The organism is Nonomuraea sp. NPDC003201 (assembly GCF_053590415.1).
The window spans coordinates 1-16,097 of sequence record NZ_JBSFTC010000259.1 but is presented as its reverse complement, the minus strand read 5'-3'; the positions used below and the strand labels follow the sequence as shown (position 1 = coordinate 16,097).

Below are 16,097 nucleotides of genomic sequence, written 5' to 3'. Positions count from 1 at the left end.
GCGCGCAGCAGCCTGCCGAGCAGTTCGACGCGTTCGTCCGGTCCGGTCGAGTTGGTGACGGCGTCGGTGAGGAGAGCGGCCGCGTACCGGGTGTCCGACGTCGCGGTGGCGGTCGCCGTGGACGTCACCTCGGAGGAGCAGGTCGCCGCGGCGGTACGCGCGGGCGTGCTGGCCTTCGGCGGCGTGGACCTGGTCGTCAACAACGCCGGCCTGTCGCTGTCCCGCGCGCTGCTGGAGACCACCCTCGACGACTGGGACCTGCAGCACGACGTGATGGCCAGGGGCTCGTTCCTGGTGGCGCGCGAGACGGCCCGGGTCCTGATCGACCAGGGGCTGGGCGGCGACATCGTCTACATCTCCTCCAAGAACGCCGTCTTCGCCGGCCCGAACAACGTCGCCTACGGCGCGGCCAAGGCCGACCAGGCGCACCAGGTCCGGCTGCTGGCGGCCGAGCTGGGCACGCACGGCATCCGCGTCAACGGGATCAACCCCGACGGCGTCGTACGCGGCTCCGGCATCTTCGCCTCCGGCTGGGGCGCCAACCGCGCGGCCGTCTACGGCGTGGAGGAGGAGAAGCTCGGCGAGTTCTACGCCCAGCGGACCCTGCTCAAGCGCGAGGTCCTGCCCGAGCACGTGGCCGCCGCCGTCTTCGCCCTCACCGGCGACGACCTCACCCACACCACGGGCCTGCACATCCCGGTGGACGCGGGCGTGGCCGCCGCCTTCCTGCGCTGACCGCTCAGGAGTAGGCCGCCACCATCCCGATCACCGTCAGCGCCATTCCGGCCGCCGTGACCAGGAAACCCCCGGCCACGGCGGCCCGCCGCCCCCTGCGCGCGCCCGCCCAGTACATGATCACGTACGGCAGGAACCCCAGCCCCCCGAACCCGACCGCCGGCAACGTCAAGGCCGCCAGGACCCCCCTCGTCCCGGCCGGGACCGCGCGGTCGCCTTCCGGCGTGAGCTGGGCCCGCGTCATGTCGCCCGCCTCGGAGTCCGGCGAGGCGTCCACCGCCACGGAGCTGCCGCCGGAGTCGGGGGTGAAGATCCCCTGGCAGTCGTAGCGACCCTGGCCCAGCGCCTCGCACGAGGCCACCCGCAGCGTCCCCGGCGTGCCGGCCCGCCCCGTGGCCAGCTCCAGATCGCCGATCGCGAACGCCACCGGCGCCAGGCACACCGTCAGCCAGAGCAGCACGAGGACGATCCGCCCGAGCCGCCCCGGATCCCTCCCGCCAGGGGTGACGAACTGGATATCGGGCATGAAGTCGCTCATGTGCCCCATCGTCTCCGCCCCCGCTTGGCATTCACCTGCAGCCCACTGGGAACACTCACCGTCTCACCATGTGGTCATCTGGACGCCTCCAGCTTGCATGTCCATCCCGTGAAGTGCATTATCTTCACAGTAAGGTCATGAGCAATGATGCATGAATATGCAGAAGAGAGGGCGGAATGAGGGCAGCGGTCGCGGGGGCCAGCGGCTACGCGGGAGGAGAGTTGCTCCGCCTCCTGCTCGGGCACCCCGAGTTCGAGATCGGCGCGCTCACCGCGGCGTCCAGTGCGGGCAGCCGCCTCGGCGCCCACCAGCCCCACCTGCCGCAACTGGCCGACCGGATCATCGAGGACACCGTCGCCGACACGTTGGCCGGGCATGACGTCGTCTTCCTCGCCCTGCCGCACGGCCACTCGGCCGCCGTCGCCGCCCAGCTCGGCGCGGAGACGATCGTCGTCGACTGCGGCGCCGACCACCGGCTCACCGACCCGGCCGCCTGGCAGGAGTTCTACGGCGGCGAGCACGCCGGATCCTGGCCCTACGGCCTGCCCGAGCTCCCCGGCCAGCGGGAGGTCCTGCGGTCGGCCACCCGCATCGCGGTCCCCGGCTGCTACCCGACCTCCGTCCTGCTGGCCCTGTCGCCCGCGTTCGCCGCGGGCCTGGCCGAGCCGGACGTGGTCGTGGTGGCCGCCAGCGGCACCAGCGGCGCCGGCAAGTCGCTCAAGCCCAACCTGCTCGGCAGCGAGGTCATGGGCTCGGTCAGCGCGTACGGCGTGGGCGGCGTCCACCGGCACACTCCCGAGATGGAGCAGGGCCTGTCGGCCGTCGCCGGCGCCCCGGTCCGCGTCTCGTTCACCCCGACGCTGGCGCCCATGAGCCGCGGCATCCTCGCCACCTGCAGCGCCCCGGCCGCGCCCGGCCTCACCAAGGAGGCGCTGCGGACGGCGTACGAGGTCGCGCTGAAGGAGGAGCCGTTCGTCAAGCTCCTGCCCGAGGGCACGTGGCCGGCCACCTCCATGACCTACGGCGCCAACACCGCCGCCCTGCAGGTGACGCTCGACGAACGCGCGGGCCGCGTGGTCGCCGTCATCGCCATCGACAACCTCACCAAGGGCACGGCCGGAGGTGCCGTCCAGAGCGTGAACCTCGCACTCGGCCTCCCAGAAGAGCTCGGCCTTCCCCTGACAGGAGTCGCACCTTGAGCGTAACTGCACCACTCGGTTTTCGGGCCACGGGCATCGCCGCCGGGATCAAGTCCGGCGGCGCCCGTGACCTGGCCCTCGTCGTCAACGACGGGCCCAGCAGGGCCGCCGCGGGTGTCTTCACCGCCAACCGCGTGAAGGCCGCCCCCGTGCTGTGGTCGCAGCAGGTTCTGTCCGGCGGGCGGCTGCGAGCGGTCGTGCTCAACTCCGGCGGCGCCAACGCCTGCACCGGCCCCGAGGGCTTCCAGGACACCCACGCCACCGCCGAGAAGGTGGCCGAGGTGCTCCAGGACTCCGCGGGCGAGGTCGCGGTCTGCTCCACCGGCCTGATCGGCGAGCGGCTGCCGATGGACGCGCTGCTGGCAGGCGTCGAGACCGCCGCCGGCCAGCTCTCCCGCGACGGCGGCCTGGCCGCCGCCGACGCCATCCGCACCACGGACACCGTCTCCAAGATCTCGTTCCGGCGGGGCAGCGGATACATGGTCGGCGGCATGGCCAAGGGCGCCGGCATGCTCGCCCCCTCCCTGGCCACGATGCTGTGCGTGATCACCACGGACGCCGACCTCACCGGCGAGGAGCTCGACGCCGCGCTGCGCAAGGCCACGGCCAGGACGTTCGACCGCCTCGACACCGACGGCTGCATGTCCACCAACGACACCGTGCTCCTGCTGTCCAGCGGCGCCGCCGGCGTCAAGCCGGACCTCGCCGAGTTCGAGCAGAAGGTCCACGAGGTCTGCGCCGACCTGGCCCGGCAGCTCCTGGTCGACGCCGAGGGCGCCTCCAAGGCCATCGCCATCGAGGTCGTCGGCGCCGACTCGGAGGACGACGCGGTCAAGGTCGGCCGCGCGGTCTCGCGCTCCAACCTGCTCAAGTGCGCCATCCACGGCGAGGACCCCAACTGGGGCCGCGTCCTGGCCGCCGTCGGCACCACCGACGCGGTGTTCGAGCCCGACCGCCTGAACGTGGCCATCAACGGCATCTGGATCTGCCGCGGCGGCGCGGTGGGCGACGACCGCTCCAAGGTGGACATGCGCCCCAGGGACGTGACGATCACGATCGACCTGTCGGCCGGCCCGCACACCGCGACGGTGCACACCACGGACCTGACGGCCGAATACGTCCACGAGAACTCGGCGTACTCCTCGTGAGGTCCCTCAGCGCGCAGGCCAAGGCCGAGTCGCTGATCGAGGCGCTGCCCTGGCTGACCCGCTTCCACGGCGCGACCGTCGTCATCAAGTACGGCGGCAACGCCATGACCGACGAGTCGCTCAAGGCGGGCTTCGCCGAGGACGTCGTCTTCCTGCAGCACGCGGGCCTGCGCCCGGTCGTCGTGCACGGCGGCGGCCCGCAGATCAGCAGCGCGCTCGCCAGGCTGGGCATCGAGTCGACGTTCACCGCCGGGCTGCGGGTCACCACGCCGGAGGCCATGGAGGTCGTCAGGATGGTCCTGGTCGGCCAGGTCAACCGCGACATCGTGGGCCTGGTCAACCGGCACGGCCCGTTCGCCGTCGGCATGTCCGGCGAGGACGCCCACCTGTTCACGGCCGTGCGCAAGCACGCGATCGTGGACGGCGAGCCCGTGGACATCGGCCAGGTCGGCGAGATCATCAAGGTCGAACCGGGCGCGGTGCGGGCCCTGATCGACAACGGCCGCATCCCGGTCGTCTCCAGCGTGGCGCGCGGGGACGACGGGCAGATCTACAACGTGAACGCCGACACCGCCGCGGCCGCGCTGGCCGTGGCGCTCGAGGCGCAGAAGCTGATCGTCCTCACCGACGTCGAGGGCCTGTACGCCAACTGGCCCGACGACACCGACGTGATCGACCAGCTCGACGCCGACGAGCTCGAGACGCTGATGCCGAAGCTGTCCAGCGGCATGGTCCCCAAGATGGAGGCCTGCCTGACCGCGGTCCAGGGCGGCGTCCCGCGGGCTCACGTGCTCGACGGCCGCGTGCCGCACTCACTGCTGCTGGAAATATTCACCAATGAGGGAATCGGAACGATGGTGGTGCCCTGATGAGCCTGTACAAGAGGTTCGAAAATGCCTTCATGCCCAACTACGGCGTGCCGCCGGTGGCGCTGGCACGAGGCGAGGGCACTCGCGTCTGGGACGTGGACGGCAACGAATACCTCGACTTCATCGGCGGCATCGCGACCAGCTCGCTCGGTCACGCCCACCCCGCCCTGGTCGAGGCCGTCTCCAAGCAGGTCGCCACGATCGCGCACACCAGCAATCTGTTCCTGCACGAGCCCGAGGTGCTGCTCGCCGAGAAGCTCCTCAACCTGCTCAACGCCCCGGGCAGGGTCTTCTTCGCCAACTCCGGCACCGAGGCCAACGAGGCCGCCTACAAGCTCGCCGTCAAGTACGGCAAGCGCGAGGGCCGCTCCTACTTCGTCGCCGCCGAGAACGGCTTCCATGGCCGCACGATCGGCGCGCTGTCGCTGACCGGCAAGCCGTCGATCCGCGACCAGTTCGGCCCGTTCCCGATCGACGTCCGCTTCGTCCCGTACGGCGACGCCACCGCGCTGAAGGAAGCCGTGACCGGCGACTGCATCGCGGTCTTCCTGGAGCCCACCCAGGGCGAGGCCGGCGTCGTGCCGCCGCCCGAGGGCTACTTCGAGGCGGCCCGCGAGATCTGCGACTCCACGGGCGCCCTCCTGGTCGCCGACGAGATCCAGTCCGCGATCGGCCGCACCGGCCACTGGTTCGCGCACCAGGCCGACGGCGTCACGCCCGACATCCTGACCCTGGCCAAGGGCCTGGGCGGCGGGCTGCCGATCGGCGCGTGCATCGGATTCGGCGACGCGGGCAAGCTGTTCGCCAAGGGCGACCACGGCTCCACGTTCGGCGGCAACCCGGTCGCCTGCGCCGCGGCCCTGGCCGTGCTCGACAACCTCGACCTCGACCACGTCAAGTCGGCCTCCGCGCGGCTGCGCACCGGCCTGGAGTCGATGCGGCACCCGCTGCTGAAGGGCGTGCGCGGGCGGGGCCTCTGGCTGGCCACCGTGCTGAGCGAGCCCCGCTCGGCCGAGGTCCAGAGCGCCGCCCAGAGCGCCGGCTTCCTGGTCAACGCCCTCCAGCCGGACGCCGTACGCATCGCGCCGCCGCTGGTGGTCACGGCGGAGGAGATCGACAAGTTCCTGGCCACGTACCCGGCGATCCTCGCGGAGGCGGCCAAGTGACCCGCCACTTCCTGAGGGACGACGACCTGACGCCCGCCGAGCAGGCGGAGGTGCTCGACCTCGCCGCGGCCATGAAGAAGGACCGGTTCGGCTACCGCCCGTTCGAGGGCCCGCAGACGGTCGCGGTCCTGTTCGACAAGCCGTCGGCCCGCACGCGCGTCTCCTTCCACACCGGCATCGGCGAGCTCGGCGGCCTGCCGCTGGTCGTGGACAACGTCTCGGTCCTCATGGGCCGCGGCGAGCCCACCGCCGACATCGCCCGGGTGCTCGACCGGCAGGTCGCCGCCATCGTGTGGCGGACCGCCGGGCAGGAGCTCATCGACGAGATGGCCGCCCACTCCCGGGTGCCGGTCGTCAACGCGCTCACCGACGAGTTCCACCCCTGCCAGATCCTGGCCGACCTGCAGACCGTCCAGGAGAGGCTGGGCCGGACCGCCGGGGTCACGCTCACCTACCTGGGCGACGGCGCCAACAACATGGCCCACTCCTACCTGCTCGGCGGGGCCACCGCCGGCATGCACGTGCGCATCGCGGCCCCGGCCGGCTACCAGCCCGACGCGGTCATCCTCGACCAGGCCGCCGCCATCGCCGCCAGGACGGGCGGCTCGGTGATCGCGCTGTCCGACCCGGTGGCCGCCGCCCAGGGCGCTCATGTGATCGCGACCGACACGTGGGTGTCGATGGGCCAGGACGGCAAGGAGGAGCGGATCGCCGCGCTCATGCCGTACCAGGTGAACTCCGAGCTGCTGGAGCACGCCGCGCCCGACGCGATCGTGCTGCACTGCCTGCCCGCCTACCGCGACTACGAGATCACCGCCAAGGTCCTCGAGGGCCCGCGGAGCGCCGTGTGGGATCAGGCCGAGAACCGGCTGCACGCCCAGAAGGCGCTCCTCCACTGGCTGGTGTCCCATCGATGATGATTCCCATGACCAAGGCGGCGCGGCAGGCGAAGATCACCGACCTGCTGCAGCGGCAGGCCGTGCGCTCCCAGCCGGAGCTGGCCAAGCTGCTGGCCGAGAGCGGCGTCGAGGTCACCCAGGCCACGCTCTCGCGTGACCTCGACGAGCTCGGCGCGCTCAAGCTGCGCGCCGACGACGGATCCCTGGTCTACGCCCTGCCCGGCGAGGGCGGCGCCCGGATCCCGCTCACCCGGCTGGGCACCGGCGAGAGCCCGGCCGCGCGACTGCACCGCATCGCCGAGGAACTGCTGGTCGGCGCCGAGGCGTCGGCCAACCTGGTCATCGTACGGACCCCGCCGGGCGCGGCCCAGTTCCTGGCCTCCGCCATCGACCACGCCGACTGGGAGTCGATCCTCGGCACGGTCGCGGGCGACGACACGATCCTCGTGATCAGCCGCGATCCGGCGGGCGGCCAGGCCGTCGCGGACGCGCTGCTGAGAGTGGCCGACCGGCGCGGATAGCCCCGCCACGCGGCCAAGATCTGATATCCGGAGATATGTAATGTCCGAAAGGGTAGTGCTCGCGTATTCCGGCGGCCTGGACACCTCGGTCGCCATCCCGTACCTCGCCGAGAAGATGGGCGCCGAGGTCGTCTGCGTCGCCGTGGACCTCGGCCAGGGCGGCGAGGACATGGAGGCGATCCAGCGGCGGGCCGTCGACTGCGGCGCGGTCGAGTCGGTCGTGGTGGACGCCAAAGAGGAGTTCGCCGCCGACTTCTGCGTACCCGCGCTGCAGGCCAACGCCCTCTACATGGACCGCTATCCGCTGGTCTCCTCGCTGTCGCGCCCGCTGATCGTCAAGCACCTGGTCTCGGCGGCCAAGCGGTTCGGCGGCACGATCGTCTCGCACGGCTGCACCGGCAAGGGCAACGACCAGGTCCGCTTCGAGGCCGGCCTGGCCGCCCTCGCCCCGGACCTCAGGGTCGTCGCGCCCGCCCGCGACTTCGCCTGGACGCGCGACAAGGCCATCGAGTACGCCGAGGCCAGGGGCCTGCCCATCGAGACGTCGAAGAAGAACCCGTTCTCCATCGACCAGAACCTCTGGGGCCGCGCCGTCGAGACCGGCTTCCTCGAGGACATCTGGAACGGCCCCACCGAGGACGTCTACGCCTACACCGACGACCCGGCCCGGCCGCGCGAGGCCGACGAGGTCGTCATCACGTTCGAGCAGGGCGTCCCGGTCGGGATCGACGGGCGGGAGCTGACGCCGTACCAGGTCATCGACGAGCTGAACCGGCGCGCGGGCGCGCACGGCGTCGGCCGGATCGACCTGGTCGAGGACCGCCTGGTCGGCATCAAGTCGCGCGAGGTGTACGAGGCGCCCGGCGCCGTCGCCCTCATCACCGCGCACATGGAGCTGGAGAACATCACCGTCGAACGCGACCTCGCCCGCTTCAAGCGCGGCGTGGACCAGCGGTGGGGCGAGCTCGTCTACGACGGCCTGTGGTTCTCGCCGCTCAAGAGCGCCCTCGACGCGCTCATCGCCGAGGCGCAGAAGCACGTCTCCGGCGACATCCGCATGACGCTGCACGGCGGCCGGGCCACTGTCACCGGCCGCCGCTCGGAGGATTCTCTGTACGATTTCTCGCTGGCCACCTACGACACCGGCGACACGTTCGACCAGTCGCTGGCCAAAGGGTTCGTCCAGCTGTTCTCCCTCCCTACTAAGATCGCCGCCGCACGGGACGCCAAGAAGGGCTGACGTGCACTATGGTCGCGCCGGAGCACAGGAGCTCGGGGCGAGAGAACGAGGAACGATGCCAACGGGTCCCGAAGCGGGTGCGACCATGGACATGGTCACGAAGGAGACAACGGTGAGTGATGGCAAGCCGATGCGGCTGTGGGGTGGGCGCTTCGAGAGCGGCCCGTCCGACGCGCTGGCCCGGCTGTCGGTGAGCGTGCACTTCGACTGGCGGCTCGTGCCGTACGACCTGGCCGCGTCCAGGGCGCACGCCCGCGTGCTGCACAGGGCGGAGCTGCTGAGCGACGAGGAGCTCGAGCGCATGATCGGCGCGCTCGACGACCTGGAGCGCGCCTGCAAGGCGGGCGAGTTCCGGCCGACGGTCGCCGACGAGGACGTGCACACGGCGCTGGAGCGCGGCCTGCTGGAGCGGCTCGGCTCGCTGGGCGGCAAGCTCCGCGCGGGGCGCTCGCGCAACGACCAGATCGCCACCGACCTGCGCCTCTACCTGCGCGATCACGCCCGCACGGTCGTCTCCCGCCTGGTCGAGCTGGAGACGGCGCTCATGGCCCAGGCGGAGCAGCACGCCGAGACGGCCGCGCCCGGCATGACGCACCTGCAGCACGCGCAGCCGGTGTCGTTCGGCCACCAGCTCCTGGCCCACGTGCACGCCTTCGCCCGCGACATCGACCGGCTCACCGACTGGGACAAGCGCGCCGCGATCTCCCCGCTCGGCGCCGGCGCGCTGGCGGGCTCGTCGCTGCCGCTCGACCCGCAGGCCGTGGCCGAGGAGCTCGGCTTCGCGGCCGCCGCGCCCAACTCGATGGACGCCGTCTCCGACCGTGACTTCGCGGCGGAGTTCCTGTTCGACGCGGCCATGATCGGCGTGCACCTGTCGCGGCTGGGCGAGGAGATCGTCCTGTGGGCCTCGCAGGAGTTCCGCTGGATCGAGATGGACGACGCCTACTCCACCGGCTCGTCGATCATGCCCCAGAAGAAGAACCCCGACGTCGCCGAGCTGGCCCGCGGCAAGTCCGGGCGCCTCATCGGCAACCTGATGTCGCTGCTGACCACGCTCAAGGGCCTGCCGCTGACCTACAACCGCGACCTGCAGGAGGACAAGGAGCCCGTCTTCGACGCGGTCGACACGCTGCTCCTGGTCCTGCCGGCGGTGGCCGGGCTGGTCGCGACCATGCGGGTCAACACCGCCCGCATGGAGTCCTCGGCGCCCGACGGGTTCGCGCTGGCCACCGACCTGGCCGAGCTGCTCGTCCGCCGCGGGGTCCCGTTCCGCGAGGCCCACGAGGCGGTCGGCCACCTGGTGGTGTGGTGCCAGGTCAACGACAAGGACCTGGGCGACCTCACGGACGAGGAGCTGATCAAGGTGTCGGCGCACCTGACGCCCGACGTCCGCGACGTGCTCAACGTGCCCGGCGCCCTGGCCGCGCGCAAGGCCCACGGCGGCACCGCGCCGGACCGCGTCCGCGACCAGCTCGTCGCGCTGCGGGAGGCGGTCGACGCGCAGGCGGCATGGGCAGCGGGGATCTGAGCTCCGCCGCGCTGCCGCGGGGTTTCTTCGACCGGCCGTCGCACGAGGTCGCGCCCGAGCTGCTCGGGCGCGTGCTCGTGCACGGCCCCGTCGCCGTGCGCCTGACCGAGGTCGAGGCGTACGGCGGCCCCGGCGAGGACCCGGCGGCGCACACCTATCGGGGCAAGACGCCGCGTAACGCGGTCATGTTCGGCCCGCCGGGGCACCTGTACGTGTACTTCACGTACGGCATGCACTTCTGCGCGAACCTGGTGTGCCTGCCCGAGGGCTTCGGCTCGGCCGTGCTGCTGCGCGGGGGAGAGGTGGTGGCGGGCATCGACGAGGCCCGCGCCCGGCGCACCTCTTCGGGCACCGGTCGCACGTCCACAGGCGACGGCTCTACGCCTTCGGGCAACGGCCCGGCCGCGAGCGGCCGGGCGATTCCCGACCGGGACCTCGCGCGCGGCCCGGCCAGGCTGGCCGTCGCCCTCGGCCTGCTCCGTGAGCACAACGGCCTCGACGCGATCGCGGGGGCCACTTTCGCGGCCGATCGCCGGCTGACCGGGGTCCCGCATGGAGCCGCGGCCATGCTGGAGGGCCGCCCGGCAGAGGCGGAGTCGATCAGGTCAGGCCCGCGTACCGGCATCTCGACCGCCAAGGACACGCCGTGGCGGTTCTGGATCGACGGCGACCCGACCGTGTCGCCCTACCGCGCTCACGTGCCCCGCCGCCGCAACGCCGCGGCCACCTCGGTGGGAGGGGCATCGAGGTCGTGACGGCTGAAAATGTGCAGGTTGTCGCCGGTGTCGATCTCCAGGAGCTCGCTCCGCCGCCCCCATCGCCTGCTCACGTCGACCTTGACGTCCCGGATCGCCTCCCAGGGCACGTGCCGCTTGCCCGCGAACCCGTGCACCACGGTGATCCCGCTCTGATCGGCCGCCAGCCGTACGGGGGCGACCAGATCGCGCAGCCCCATCCCGCCTACCAGCACGGCTGCCGGCACGGCCAGGATCACACCGCGGACATCGCCGGCGACCCACCAGTAGACGGCGAGCCCAGCACACGCAAGAGCCCCTAAAATCTTGAAAACAGCCAGCTCGCGACGGACCCTCCACATGGAGACAGAGCGTATCCAAGTGGCGGCGAACCCGGGCGATCGGGCACGCTTGCACTATTCAACGTCCAACGTCTCTACGGAAAGCCGGCACCGTGACCGACATTCTCGATGACCTCGCGTGGCGAGGGCTTATCGCCCAGTCCACCGACCTCGACGCCCTGCGCGCGTCCATGGCCAAGGGCCCGATCACGGTCTATTCCGGTTTTGACCCCACCGCTGCCTCCTTGCACGTCGGCCACTTCGTGCCGCTGCTCACGCTGCGCCGCCTCCAGCTCGCCGGGCACCGCCCGATCGGCCTGGTCGGCGGTGCCACCGGCCTGATCGGCGACCCGAGCGGGCGCAACACCGAGCGCTCGCTCAACGCCTCTGAGGTCGTCGCGGAGTGGGTGGAGCGCCTGCGCGGCCAGGTCGGACGTTTCCTCGACTTCGAGGTCCAGCCGAACGCCGCCCAGCTGGTCAGCAACCTCGACTGGACCGGCGAGCTGAGCGCCATCGACTTCCTGCGCGACATCGGCAAGCACTTCCCGGTCAACCGCATGCTCGCCAGGGAGTCGGTCTCCGCGCGGCTGCAGGGGGAGGGGCTGAGCTACACCGAGTTCAGCTACCAGATCCTGCAGGCCAACGACTACCTGGAGCTGTTCCGCCGCCACAACTGCACGCTGCAGATCGGCGGCAGCGACCAGTGGGGCAACATCACGGCGGGCGCCGACCTCATCCGCCGCATCGAGGGCGGGCACGTCCACGCGCTGACCCTGCCGCTGATCACGAAGGCCGACGGCACCAAGTTCGGCAAGACGGCGGGCGGCGCCCTCTGGCTCGACCCGGAGATGACCTCGCCCTACGCCTTCTACCAGTACTTCCTCAACTCCGACGACCGTGACGTGATCCACTACCTCAAGGTCTTCACCTTCAAGACCCGCGAGGAGATCGAGGCTCTGGAGAAGGCCGTCGCCGAACGCCCCTTCGCCCGCGAGGCGCAGCGGACGCTCGCCGAGGACCTCACCGAGCTGCTCCACGGCAAGCAGGAGCTCGACGCGGTCGTGGCGGCCTCGAAGGCGCTCTTCGGACAGGGCGAGCTGGAGGACCTGCCCGCCTCCACGCTGGGGGCGGCGCTGGCCGAGGTGCCGAAGGCCACGGTCCCCGCGCTCGGGACGCCGTTCGTCGACCTCCTGGCCGACAGCGGCCTGGTGGAGTCGAAGTCGGCGGCCAGGCGGGCGGTGAAGGAGGGCGGGGCGTACCTCAACAACGTCAAGATCACGGACGAGGCGTACGTACCCGGCTCCGAGGACCTGCTGCACGGGCGCTTCATGGTGCTCCGGCGCGGCAAGAAGTCGATCGGCGGCGTCGAGGTCGGCTGACCTTCGCGTGACCTTCGCGGGCTCTTCCCCGTCCGGGGAAGGGCCCGCTTCCGTGTGGTACGCCGGCCGCGTCCTCCGTGAGGTCGCCGAGAGGTGCGTCAGCGGCGGACTCCGTGCGGTGCGTCAGCGGCGGACGAACAGCGCCACCGTCAGCCCCGGCAGATCGGCGGAGTGCTTGGCCAGGCTCAGCTTGAACCCCGCCTTCACCACCTCGGCGACCCGCGGGACCGCGTCACTGTCGAGGCCCGACTGCTTGCTCCCGCGCCACACCACCCACACCCGCTCCCGCCCGTCCAGCGCGGCCGCCGCGTCGGGCCGCTCCGGATACCCGAACCCGTCGGGCAAGGGCGCTTCCCCGGTCTTGAGCACGTCGACCGGCATCAAAGAGTCCGCGTAGTACTCGAAGCCCGTGCGGAGCTGGCTCTGGCCGTACACGATCGCGTCGTCGGGCTCGGCCTTGATCACGCGCAAGGCCCAGGGGATGTTCTCGAAACGGCCGTTCTCCTCGCGTACCGTGACGTGCTCCTGAACGGACAGCGCGCACCCGAGCAGCACCACCACGACCGCGGCCACCATCTGGAACCGGGGCAGCGCCGCCACGGCGAGCCCCGCCAGCAGCGCCAGCGCGGGGGCTGTCACGAACAGGTACCGGTCCACGTAGACGGGGGTCACGAGCTGCGACACGGCGAGCAGCAGCACCGGAGGCAACACCAGCCACCCGACCAGCACAAACACCCACACCCTGCCCCCGCCGGTCACCCCGCCCCCGGCCCCACCGGTTTCCCCTGCCCTGGCTCCGGCCCCGCCGGATTCCCCGACCTCACGTGGTGCCGCCTTCCACAGCAGCGCCGCACCGGCCAGCGCCAGGGCGAACAACATCACGCCCAGCCCGGTCGCCCCCGCCGCCATCTTCGGGAACTTCAGCCACACCTCCGGCCCCCGCTGCGGGATCCAGCTGATCGCATGCCGCTCCCCGAACCCCACCAGCCCCAGCACCGCAGCGGGCACACACCCGACGGCCATCGCCGCCAGCATCGGCACCACCCGGCCCCGGCGCACCAGCAGCAGTTGGGCGGGCAGCACCAGCACCGCGAACAGGTGGGTGGAGCACACGAGGGCCACCGCGACCCCGTACACCACCCACCGCCTGACCTCGGAGCGCTCCACGGCCCGGTGCAGCGCCCAGAACGAGAACGCCACCGCGGCCGCCGCGAACGCATAAGACCTGGCGAACGCCCCGAAGTAGGACACCGAGGGCAGGATCGCGAAGACGGCGGCCGCGATCACTCCGGCCCGCGTGCTGTGCAACCGCCGCCCCAGATCGACCAGGAACCAGGCGGCCACGCCGATCCCCACCGCCGACGGCAGCCGCAGCCACAATTCCGCCGTGCCTGCCTTCATCCAGAGGTGCATGAACAGGTAGTACGGGAGGAAATGACCGTCGATGTGCCGGGCCAGCTCCCACATCCCGGACATCGAACGGGAAGCGGCGCTGATGGTGGCCAGCTCGTCGCCGTTCAGGGTGGCGGACCCCGTACCTGTGAATGCCGCGATTCCGGCGAGCAAGGACATCCACCATGGGGTGGCTGTACGGAGGCGTTCGGCGGGACGGGCGGGGGGAGCTAGCGTGGCGGCAGTGGTCACCGGGGCAGGATACGCGGGGGGAAGGTCGGGAGTATTCGCGTTCGCCCCTTATGCACTGCGGCCGGGCCACGAGCCCAACAGCCCAGCCATCTCACGGCCACGGCCACCACCACTGGCACCAGCCACCCCACGGCCACTACCACCACCGGCACGGCCACCGCCACCAGTCCGGCCACCCCACGACCACGGGCACCGGCACGGACACCAGGAACCTGCGACGGACGCCTGGGGATGCCTATGAGGGGCCGTCCCCCGCCACCCACGCCCCCAGCCACAGTGATCTCGCCCGAGCGGATCACCCGAGCGGATCACCCGAGCGTCGCCAGAGCCGCCGCGACAATCACTGCCGGGTGACGCGCGTCGGCTTCACAACGATCACCACCCGCCGCTCGGCATCCCCGACCGGCCGCTCATACTCCAGGCCGTACCGGTTGGCCAGCACGTCGAAGAAATCCCCCGAAGGGTCAGACTCCAGCCGCTCGACCACGCCGCGGATCTCCAGATAGCGATACGGCTGCTCAGGGTCGTTGATGGAGACCGCCACCTGCGGATGCTGCTTGACGTTCCGGTACTTGAAGCGATCCATCGTGGTCGTGAAACGCAGGTGCTCCCCGTCTCAGATCGTCCAGACCGGGTTCACGTTGGGCGTCCCGTCGGCCCCGAGCGTCGCCAGAGCCGCCGCGACAATCACTGCCGGGTGACGCGCGTCGGCTTCACAACGATCACCACCCGCCGCTCGGCATCCCCGACCGGCCGCTCATACTCCAGGCCGTACCGGTTGGCCAGCACGTCGAAGAAATCCCCCGAAGGGTCAGACTCCAGCCGCTCGACCACGCCGCGGATCTCCAGATAGCGATACGGCTGCTCAGGGTCGTTGATGGAGACCGCCACCTGCGGATGCTGCTTGACGTTCCGGTACTTGAAGCGATCCATCGTGGTCGTGAAACGCAGGTGCTCCCCGTCCCAGATCGTCCAGACCGGGTTCACGTTGGGCGTCCCGTCGGCCCCGATCGTCGCCAGATGGGCGAACAGCGGGCGCTTCAGCAGGTCCAAGTGGCTGTCGGGAATGATCACGTCTCTCCTCCAAAGCGTAGATACGTGCCAGGTTATCAAAGCTTTGATAACCATCAATGTTGTACTATGTGCGACATGGGGATGCCTGCGGACGAACGCCTCGGTCTGGACATCAAGCGTGCGGAGCAGACCCTGATCGCGGCCAAGCAGGCCGCCGTCCGGCCGGCGGGCCTGACCGTTGCCCAGTACGCGACGCTGTTCGCCCTGGCCGGCAACCCCGGTATCTCGGGCGCGGCGCTGGCCAGGGCGTGCCTGGTCACGCCCCAGGCCATGACCGTCGTGCTCAAGAACCTGGAGGAACGCGGCATCATCGAACGCTCCCCGCACCCATGGCATCGAAACGTCCTGGAGACCCGGCTGACCGATGCCGGGAGTGCGGCGCTGAAGGCGGCGGACGAGCGCGCCGTGGTGATCGAACGCGCGATCGCGGATGAGTTCAGCGCCGAGGAGCGGGAGCAACTGCGCAGCCTGCTGGCCCGATGCGCCGAAGCGATCACCCGCGCCACCCTGGAACTGTGACATCAAGAGACCGTCGGGTTGTGCCACCGGGAGGGCTGGGACACGGCTCGCGCCGCGCGCCGGGGATCGTCCGTGACACGCCCCCTGGCGAGGCGATTTGACGTGTCGCGGATTGCGACCTAGTCTTTCAGTTCGCGCCGGGAGTGAGCCGGACGCCGATCAGGCGGACGGGCCCCCGCGCAAGCCCTTTGAAATGACGAGCCACTCGGCAGAGCCGCTTCGGCGCGCTCGGAGTTGGGGTCGTTGTCTGGCGCACGGAGATCACCGAAAAATCGGTTGATTCGACAGGCTCTGGATGACACGGTAAGTTACGAGGGTTGCCCCGGGACGACTGGGGTGCACCATCCTAAGCAAGTCTGAGCAGTCTCCAGCAAATCTCCGGATTTGACGGAAATCAACTAGCTCGGTAAATTTTAGGAAAACGCGAGGCACGCCTCCGAGCGAAGGTCGAGAGACTTGAGCGAGGATGTACGCGTCCGTTTCTTGAGAACTCAACAGTGTGTTAAAAGCCAGTGCATGAGATACACATGCATATCCCCGTCATTAATTGACGGAAATTTGCT

General features: G+C 70.6%; 16 protein-coding genes and 1 pseudogene. 12 read left to right on the top strand and 5 right to left on the bottom strand.

The window, feature by feature from the left end:
• Nucleotides 1–75: 75 nt before the first annotated feature.
• Nucleotides 76–735, top strand: a pseudogene (locus tag ACWDX9_RS47850) (SDR family oxidoreductase); the annotation flags it as partial.
• Between the two features lie 4 nt (nt 736–739).
• On the opposite strand, the gene ACWDX9_RS47845 reads toward ACWDX9_RS47850, so the two are convergent.
• Nucleotides 740–1,273, bottom strand: a complete 534-nt coding sequence (locus tag ACWDX9_RS47845) for a hypothetical protein (RefSeq protein ID WP_449967381.1) — start codon at nt 1,271–1,273, stop codon at nt 740–742.
• A 176-nt stretch (nt 1,274–1,449) separates the two neighbouring features.
• Between ACWDX9_RS47845 and argC the strand changes: the two genes are divergently transcribed.
• The 9 genes from argC (at nt 1,450) to ACWDX9_RS47800 (ending at nt 10,598) form a co-directional block, all read left to right on the top strand.
• Nucleotides 1,450–2,472 (top strand): N-acetyl-gamma-glutamyl-phosphate reductase, encoded by a 1,023-nt coding sequence (gene argC, locus ACWDX9_RS47840; protein WP_449896271.1) that lies wholly within the window; start codon nt 1,450–1,452, stop codon nt 2,470–2,472.
• Nucleotides 2,469–3,620 carry a bifunctional glutamate N-acetyltransferase/amino-acid acetyltransferase ArgJ gene (gene argJ, locus ACWDX9_RS47835; protein ID WP_449967379.1) on the top strand — a complete coding sequence of 384 codons (1,152 nt, stop codon included), beginning with the start codon at nt 2,469–2,471 and terminating at the stop codon, nt 3,618–3,620. Before argC ends, argJ begins: the two co-directional genes overlap by 4 nt.
• Nucleotides 3,617–4,489: an acetylglutamate kinase gene (argB, locus tag ACWDX9_RS47830; protein ID WP_449967376.1), complete on the top strand. Its 873-nt coding sequence runs from the start codon at nt 3,617–3,619 to the stop codon at nt 4,487–4,489. Before argJ ends, argB begins: the two co-directional genes overlap by 4 nt.
• The gene (locus ACWDX9_RS47825) at nt 4,489–5,655 is read left to right on the top strand and encodes an acetylornithine transaminase (RefSeq protein ID WP_449967374.1); all 1,167 of its coding nucleotides are present in this window, start codon (nt 4,489–4,491) and stop codon (nt 5,653–5,655) included. Before argB ends, ACWDX9_RS47825 begins: the two co-directional genes overlap by 1 nt.
• A complete protein-coding gene (gene argF / locus ACWDX9_RS47820) occupies nt 5,652–6,572 on the top strand; it encodes an ornithine carbamoyltransferase (RefSeq protein WP_449967372.1) in 921 nt (306 codons plus the stop codon). Before ACWDX9_RS47825 ends, argF begins: the two co-directional genes overlap by 4 nt.
• On the top strand, nt 6,569–7,075 hold the full coding sequence (locus ACWDX9_RS47815; RefSeq protein WP_350727243.1) for an arginine repressor: 507 nt from the start codon (nt 6,569–6,571) through the stop codon (nt 7,073–7,075). Before argF ends, ACWDX9_RS47815 begins: the two co-directional genes overlap by 4 nt.
• Before the next feature lie 40 nt (nt 7,076–7,115).
• Nucleotides 7,116–8,315, top strand: a complete 1,200-nt coding sequence (locus ACWDX9_RS47810; RefSeq protein ID WP_449967369.1) for an argininosuccinate synthase — start codon at nt 7,116–7,118, stop codon at nt 8,313–8,315.
• Between the two features lie 91 nt (nt 8,316–8,406).
• Complete coding sequence (gene argH / locus ACWDX9_RS47805) at nt 8,407–9,843, top strand: argininosuccinate lyase (protein WP_355198592.1); 1,437 nt, start codon at nt 8,407–8,409, stop codon at nt 9,841–9,843.
• The gene (locus ACWDX9_RS47800) at nt 9,825–10,598 is read left to right on the top strand and encodes a DNA-3-methyladenine glycosylase (RefSeq protein WP_449967367.1); all 774 of its coding nucleotides are present in this window, start codon (nt 9,825–9,827) and stop codon (nt 10,596–10,598) included. Before argH ends, ACWDX9_RS47800 begins: the two co-directional genes overlap by 19 nt.
• Here ACWDX9_RS47800 and ACWDX9_RS47795 read toward each other — a convergent pair.
• Nucleotides 10,538–10,825, bottom strand: a complete 288-nt coding sequence (locus ACWDX9_RS47795) for a PH domain-containing protein (RefSeq protein WP_449967366.1) — start codon at nt 10,823–10,825, stop codon at nt 10,538–10,540. The two genes, ACWDX9_RS47800 and ACWDX9_RS47795, sit on opposite strands and share 61 nt — an antisense overlap.
• Before the next feature lie 206 nt (nt 10,826–11,031).
• On the opposite strand from ACWDX9_RS47795, the gene tyrS reads away from it, so the two are divergent.
• Nucleotides 11,032–12,297, top strand: a complete 1,266-nt coding sequence (gene tyrS, locus ACWDX9_RS47790) for a tyrosine--tRNA ligase (protein WP_350727247.1) — start codon at nt 11,032–11,034, stop codon at nt 12,295–12,297.
• 123 nt (nt 12,298–12,420) lie between these two features.
• Here the strand turns inward: tyrS and ACWDX9_RS47785 are convergent, their stop codons facing one another.
• The 3 genes from ACWDX9_RS47785 to ACWDX9_RS47775 form a co-directional block, all read right to left on the bottom strand.
• Entirely contained in the window at nt 12,421–13,869 is a 1,449-nt protein-coding gene (locus tag ACWDX9_RS47785) for a glycosyltransferase family 39 protein (protein WP_449967363.1), read from the bottom strand.
• Nucleotides 13,870–14,281: 412 nt separating this feature from the next.
• Entirely contained in the window at nt 14,282–14,545 is a 264-nt protein-coding gene (locus ACWDX9_RS47780) for a pyridoxamine 5'-phosphate oxidase family protein (RefSeq protein WP_449967384.1), read from the bottom strand.
• Between the two features lie 83 nt (nt 14,546–14,628).
• A complete protein-coding gene (locus ACWDX9_RS47775; protein ID WP_449967360.1) occupies nt 14,629–15,015 on the bottom strand; it encodes a PPOX class F420-dependent oxidoreductase in 387 nt (128 codons plus the stop codon).
• A gap of 75 nt (nt 15,016–15,090) precedes the next feature.
• Here ACWDX9_RS47775 and ACWDX9_RS47770 point away from each other — a divergent pair, with 75 nt between their 5' ends.
• A complete protein-coding gene (locus ACWDX9_RS47770; protein ID WP_449967357.1) occupies nt 15,091–15,534 on the top strand; it encodes a MarR family winged helix-turn-helix transcriptional regulator in 444 nt (147 codons plus the stop codon).
• The last annotated feature ends 563 nt before the right edge of the window (nt 15,535–16,097 follow it).

What these genes read in the sequence shown, in the direction of transcription:
- ACWDX9_RS47845 (WP_449967381.1), bottom strand. Translation starts at nt 1,273, where the DNA reads ATGAGCGACTTCATGCCCGATATCCAGTTCGTCACCCCTGGCGGGAGG.
- argC (WP_449896271.1), top strand. Translation starts at nt 1,450, where the DNA reads ATGAGGGCAGCGGTCGCGGGGGCCAGCGGCTACGCGGGAGGAGAGTTG.
- ACWDX9_RS47825 (WP_449967374.1), top strand. Translation starts at nt 4,489, where the DNA reads ATGAGCCTGTACAAGAGGTTCGAAAATGCCTTCATGCCCAACTACGGC.
- ACWDX9_RS47815 (WP_350727243.1), top strand. Translation starts at nt 6,569, where the DNA reads ATGATGATTCCCATGACCAAGGCGGCGCGGCAGGCGAAGATCACCGAC.
- ACWDX9_RS47810 (WP_449967369.1), top strand. Translation starts at nt 7,116, where the DNA reads ATGTCCGAAAGGGTAGTGCTCGCGTATTCCGGCGGCCTGGACACCTCG.
- argH (WP_355198592.1), top strand. Translation starts at nt 8,407, where the DNA reads ATGGTCACGAAGGAGACAACGGTGAGTGATGGCAAGCCGATGCGGCTG.
- ACWDX9_RS47800 (WP_449967367.1), top strand. Translation starts at nt 9,825, where the DNA reads ATGGGCAGCGGGGATCTGAGCTCCGCCGCGCTGCCGCGGGGTTTCTTC.
- ACWDX9_RS47785 (WP_449967363.1), bottom strand. Translation starts at nt 13,869, where the DNA reads ATGTCCTTGCTCGCCGGAATCGCGGCATTCACAGGTACGGGGTCCGCC.
- ACWDX9_RS47770 (WP_449967357.1), top strand. Translation starts at nt 15,091, where the DNA reads ATGGGGATGCCTGCGGACGAACGCCTCGGTCTGGACATCAAGCGTGCG.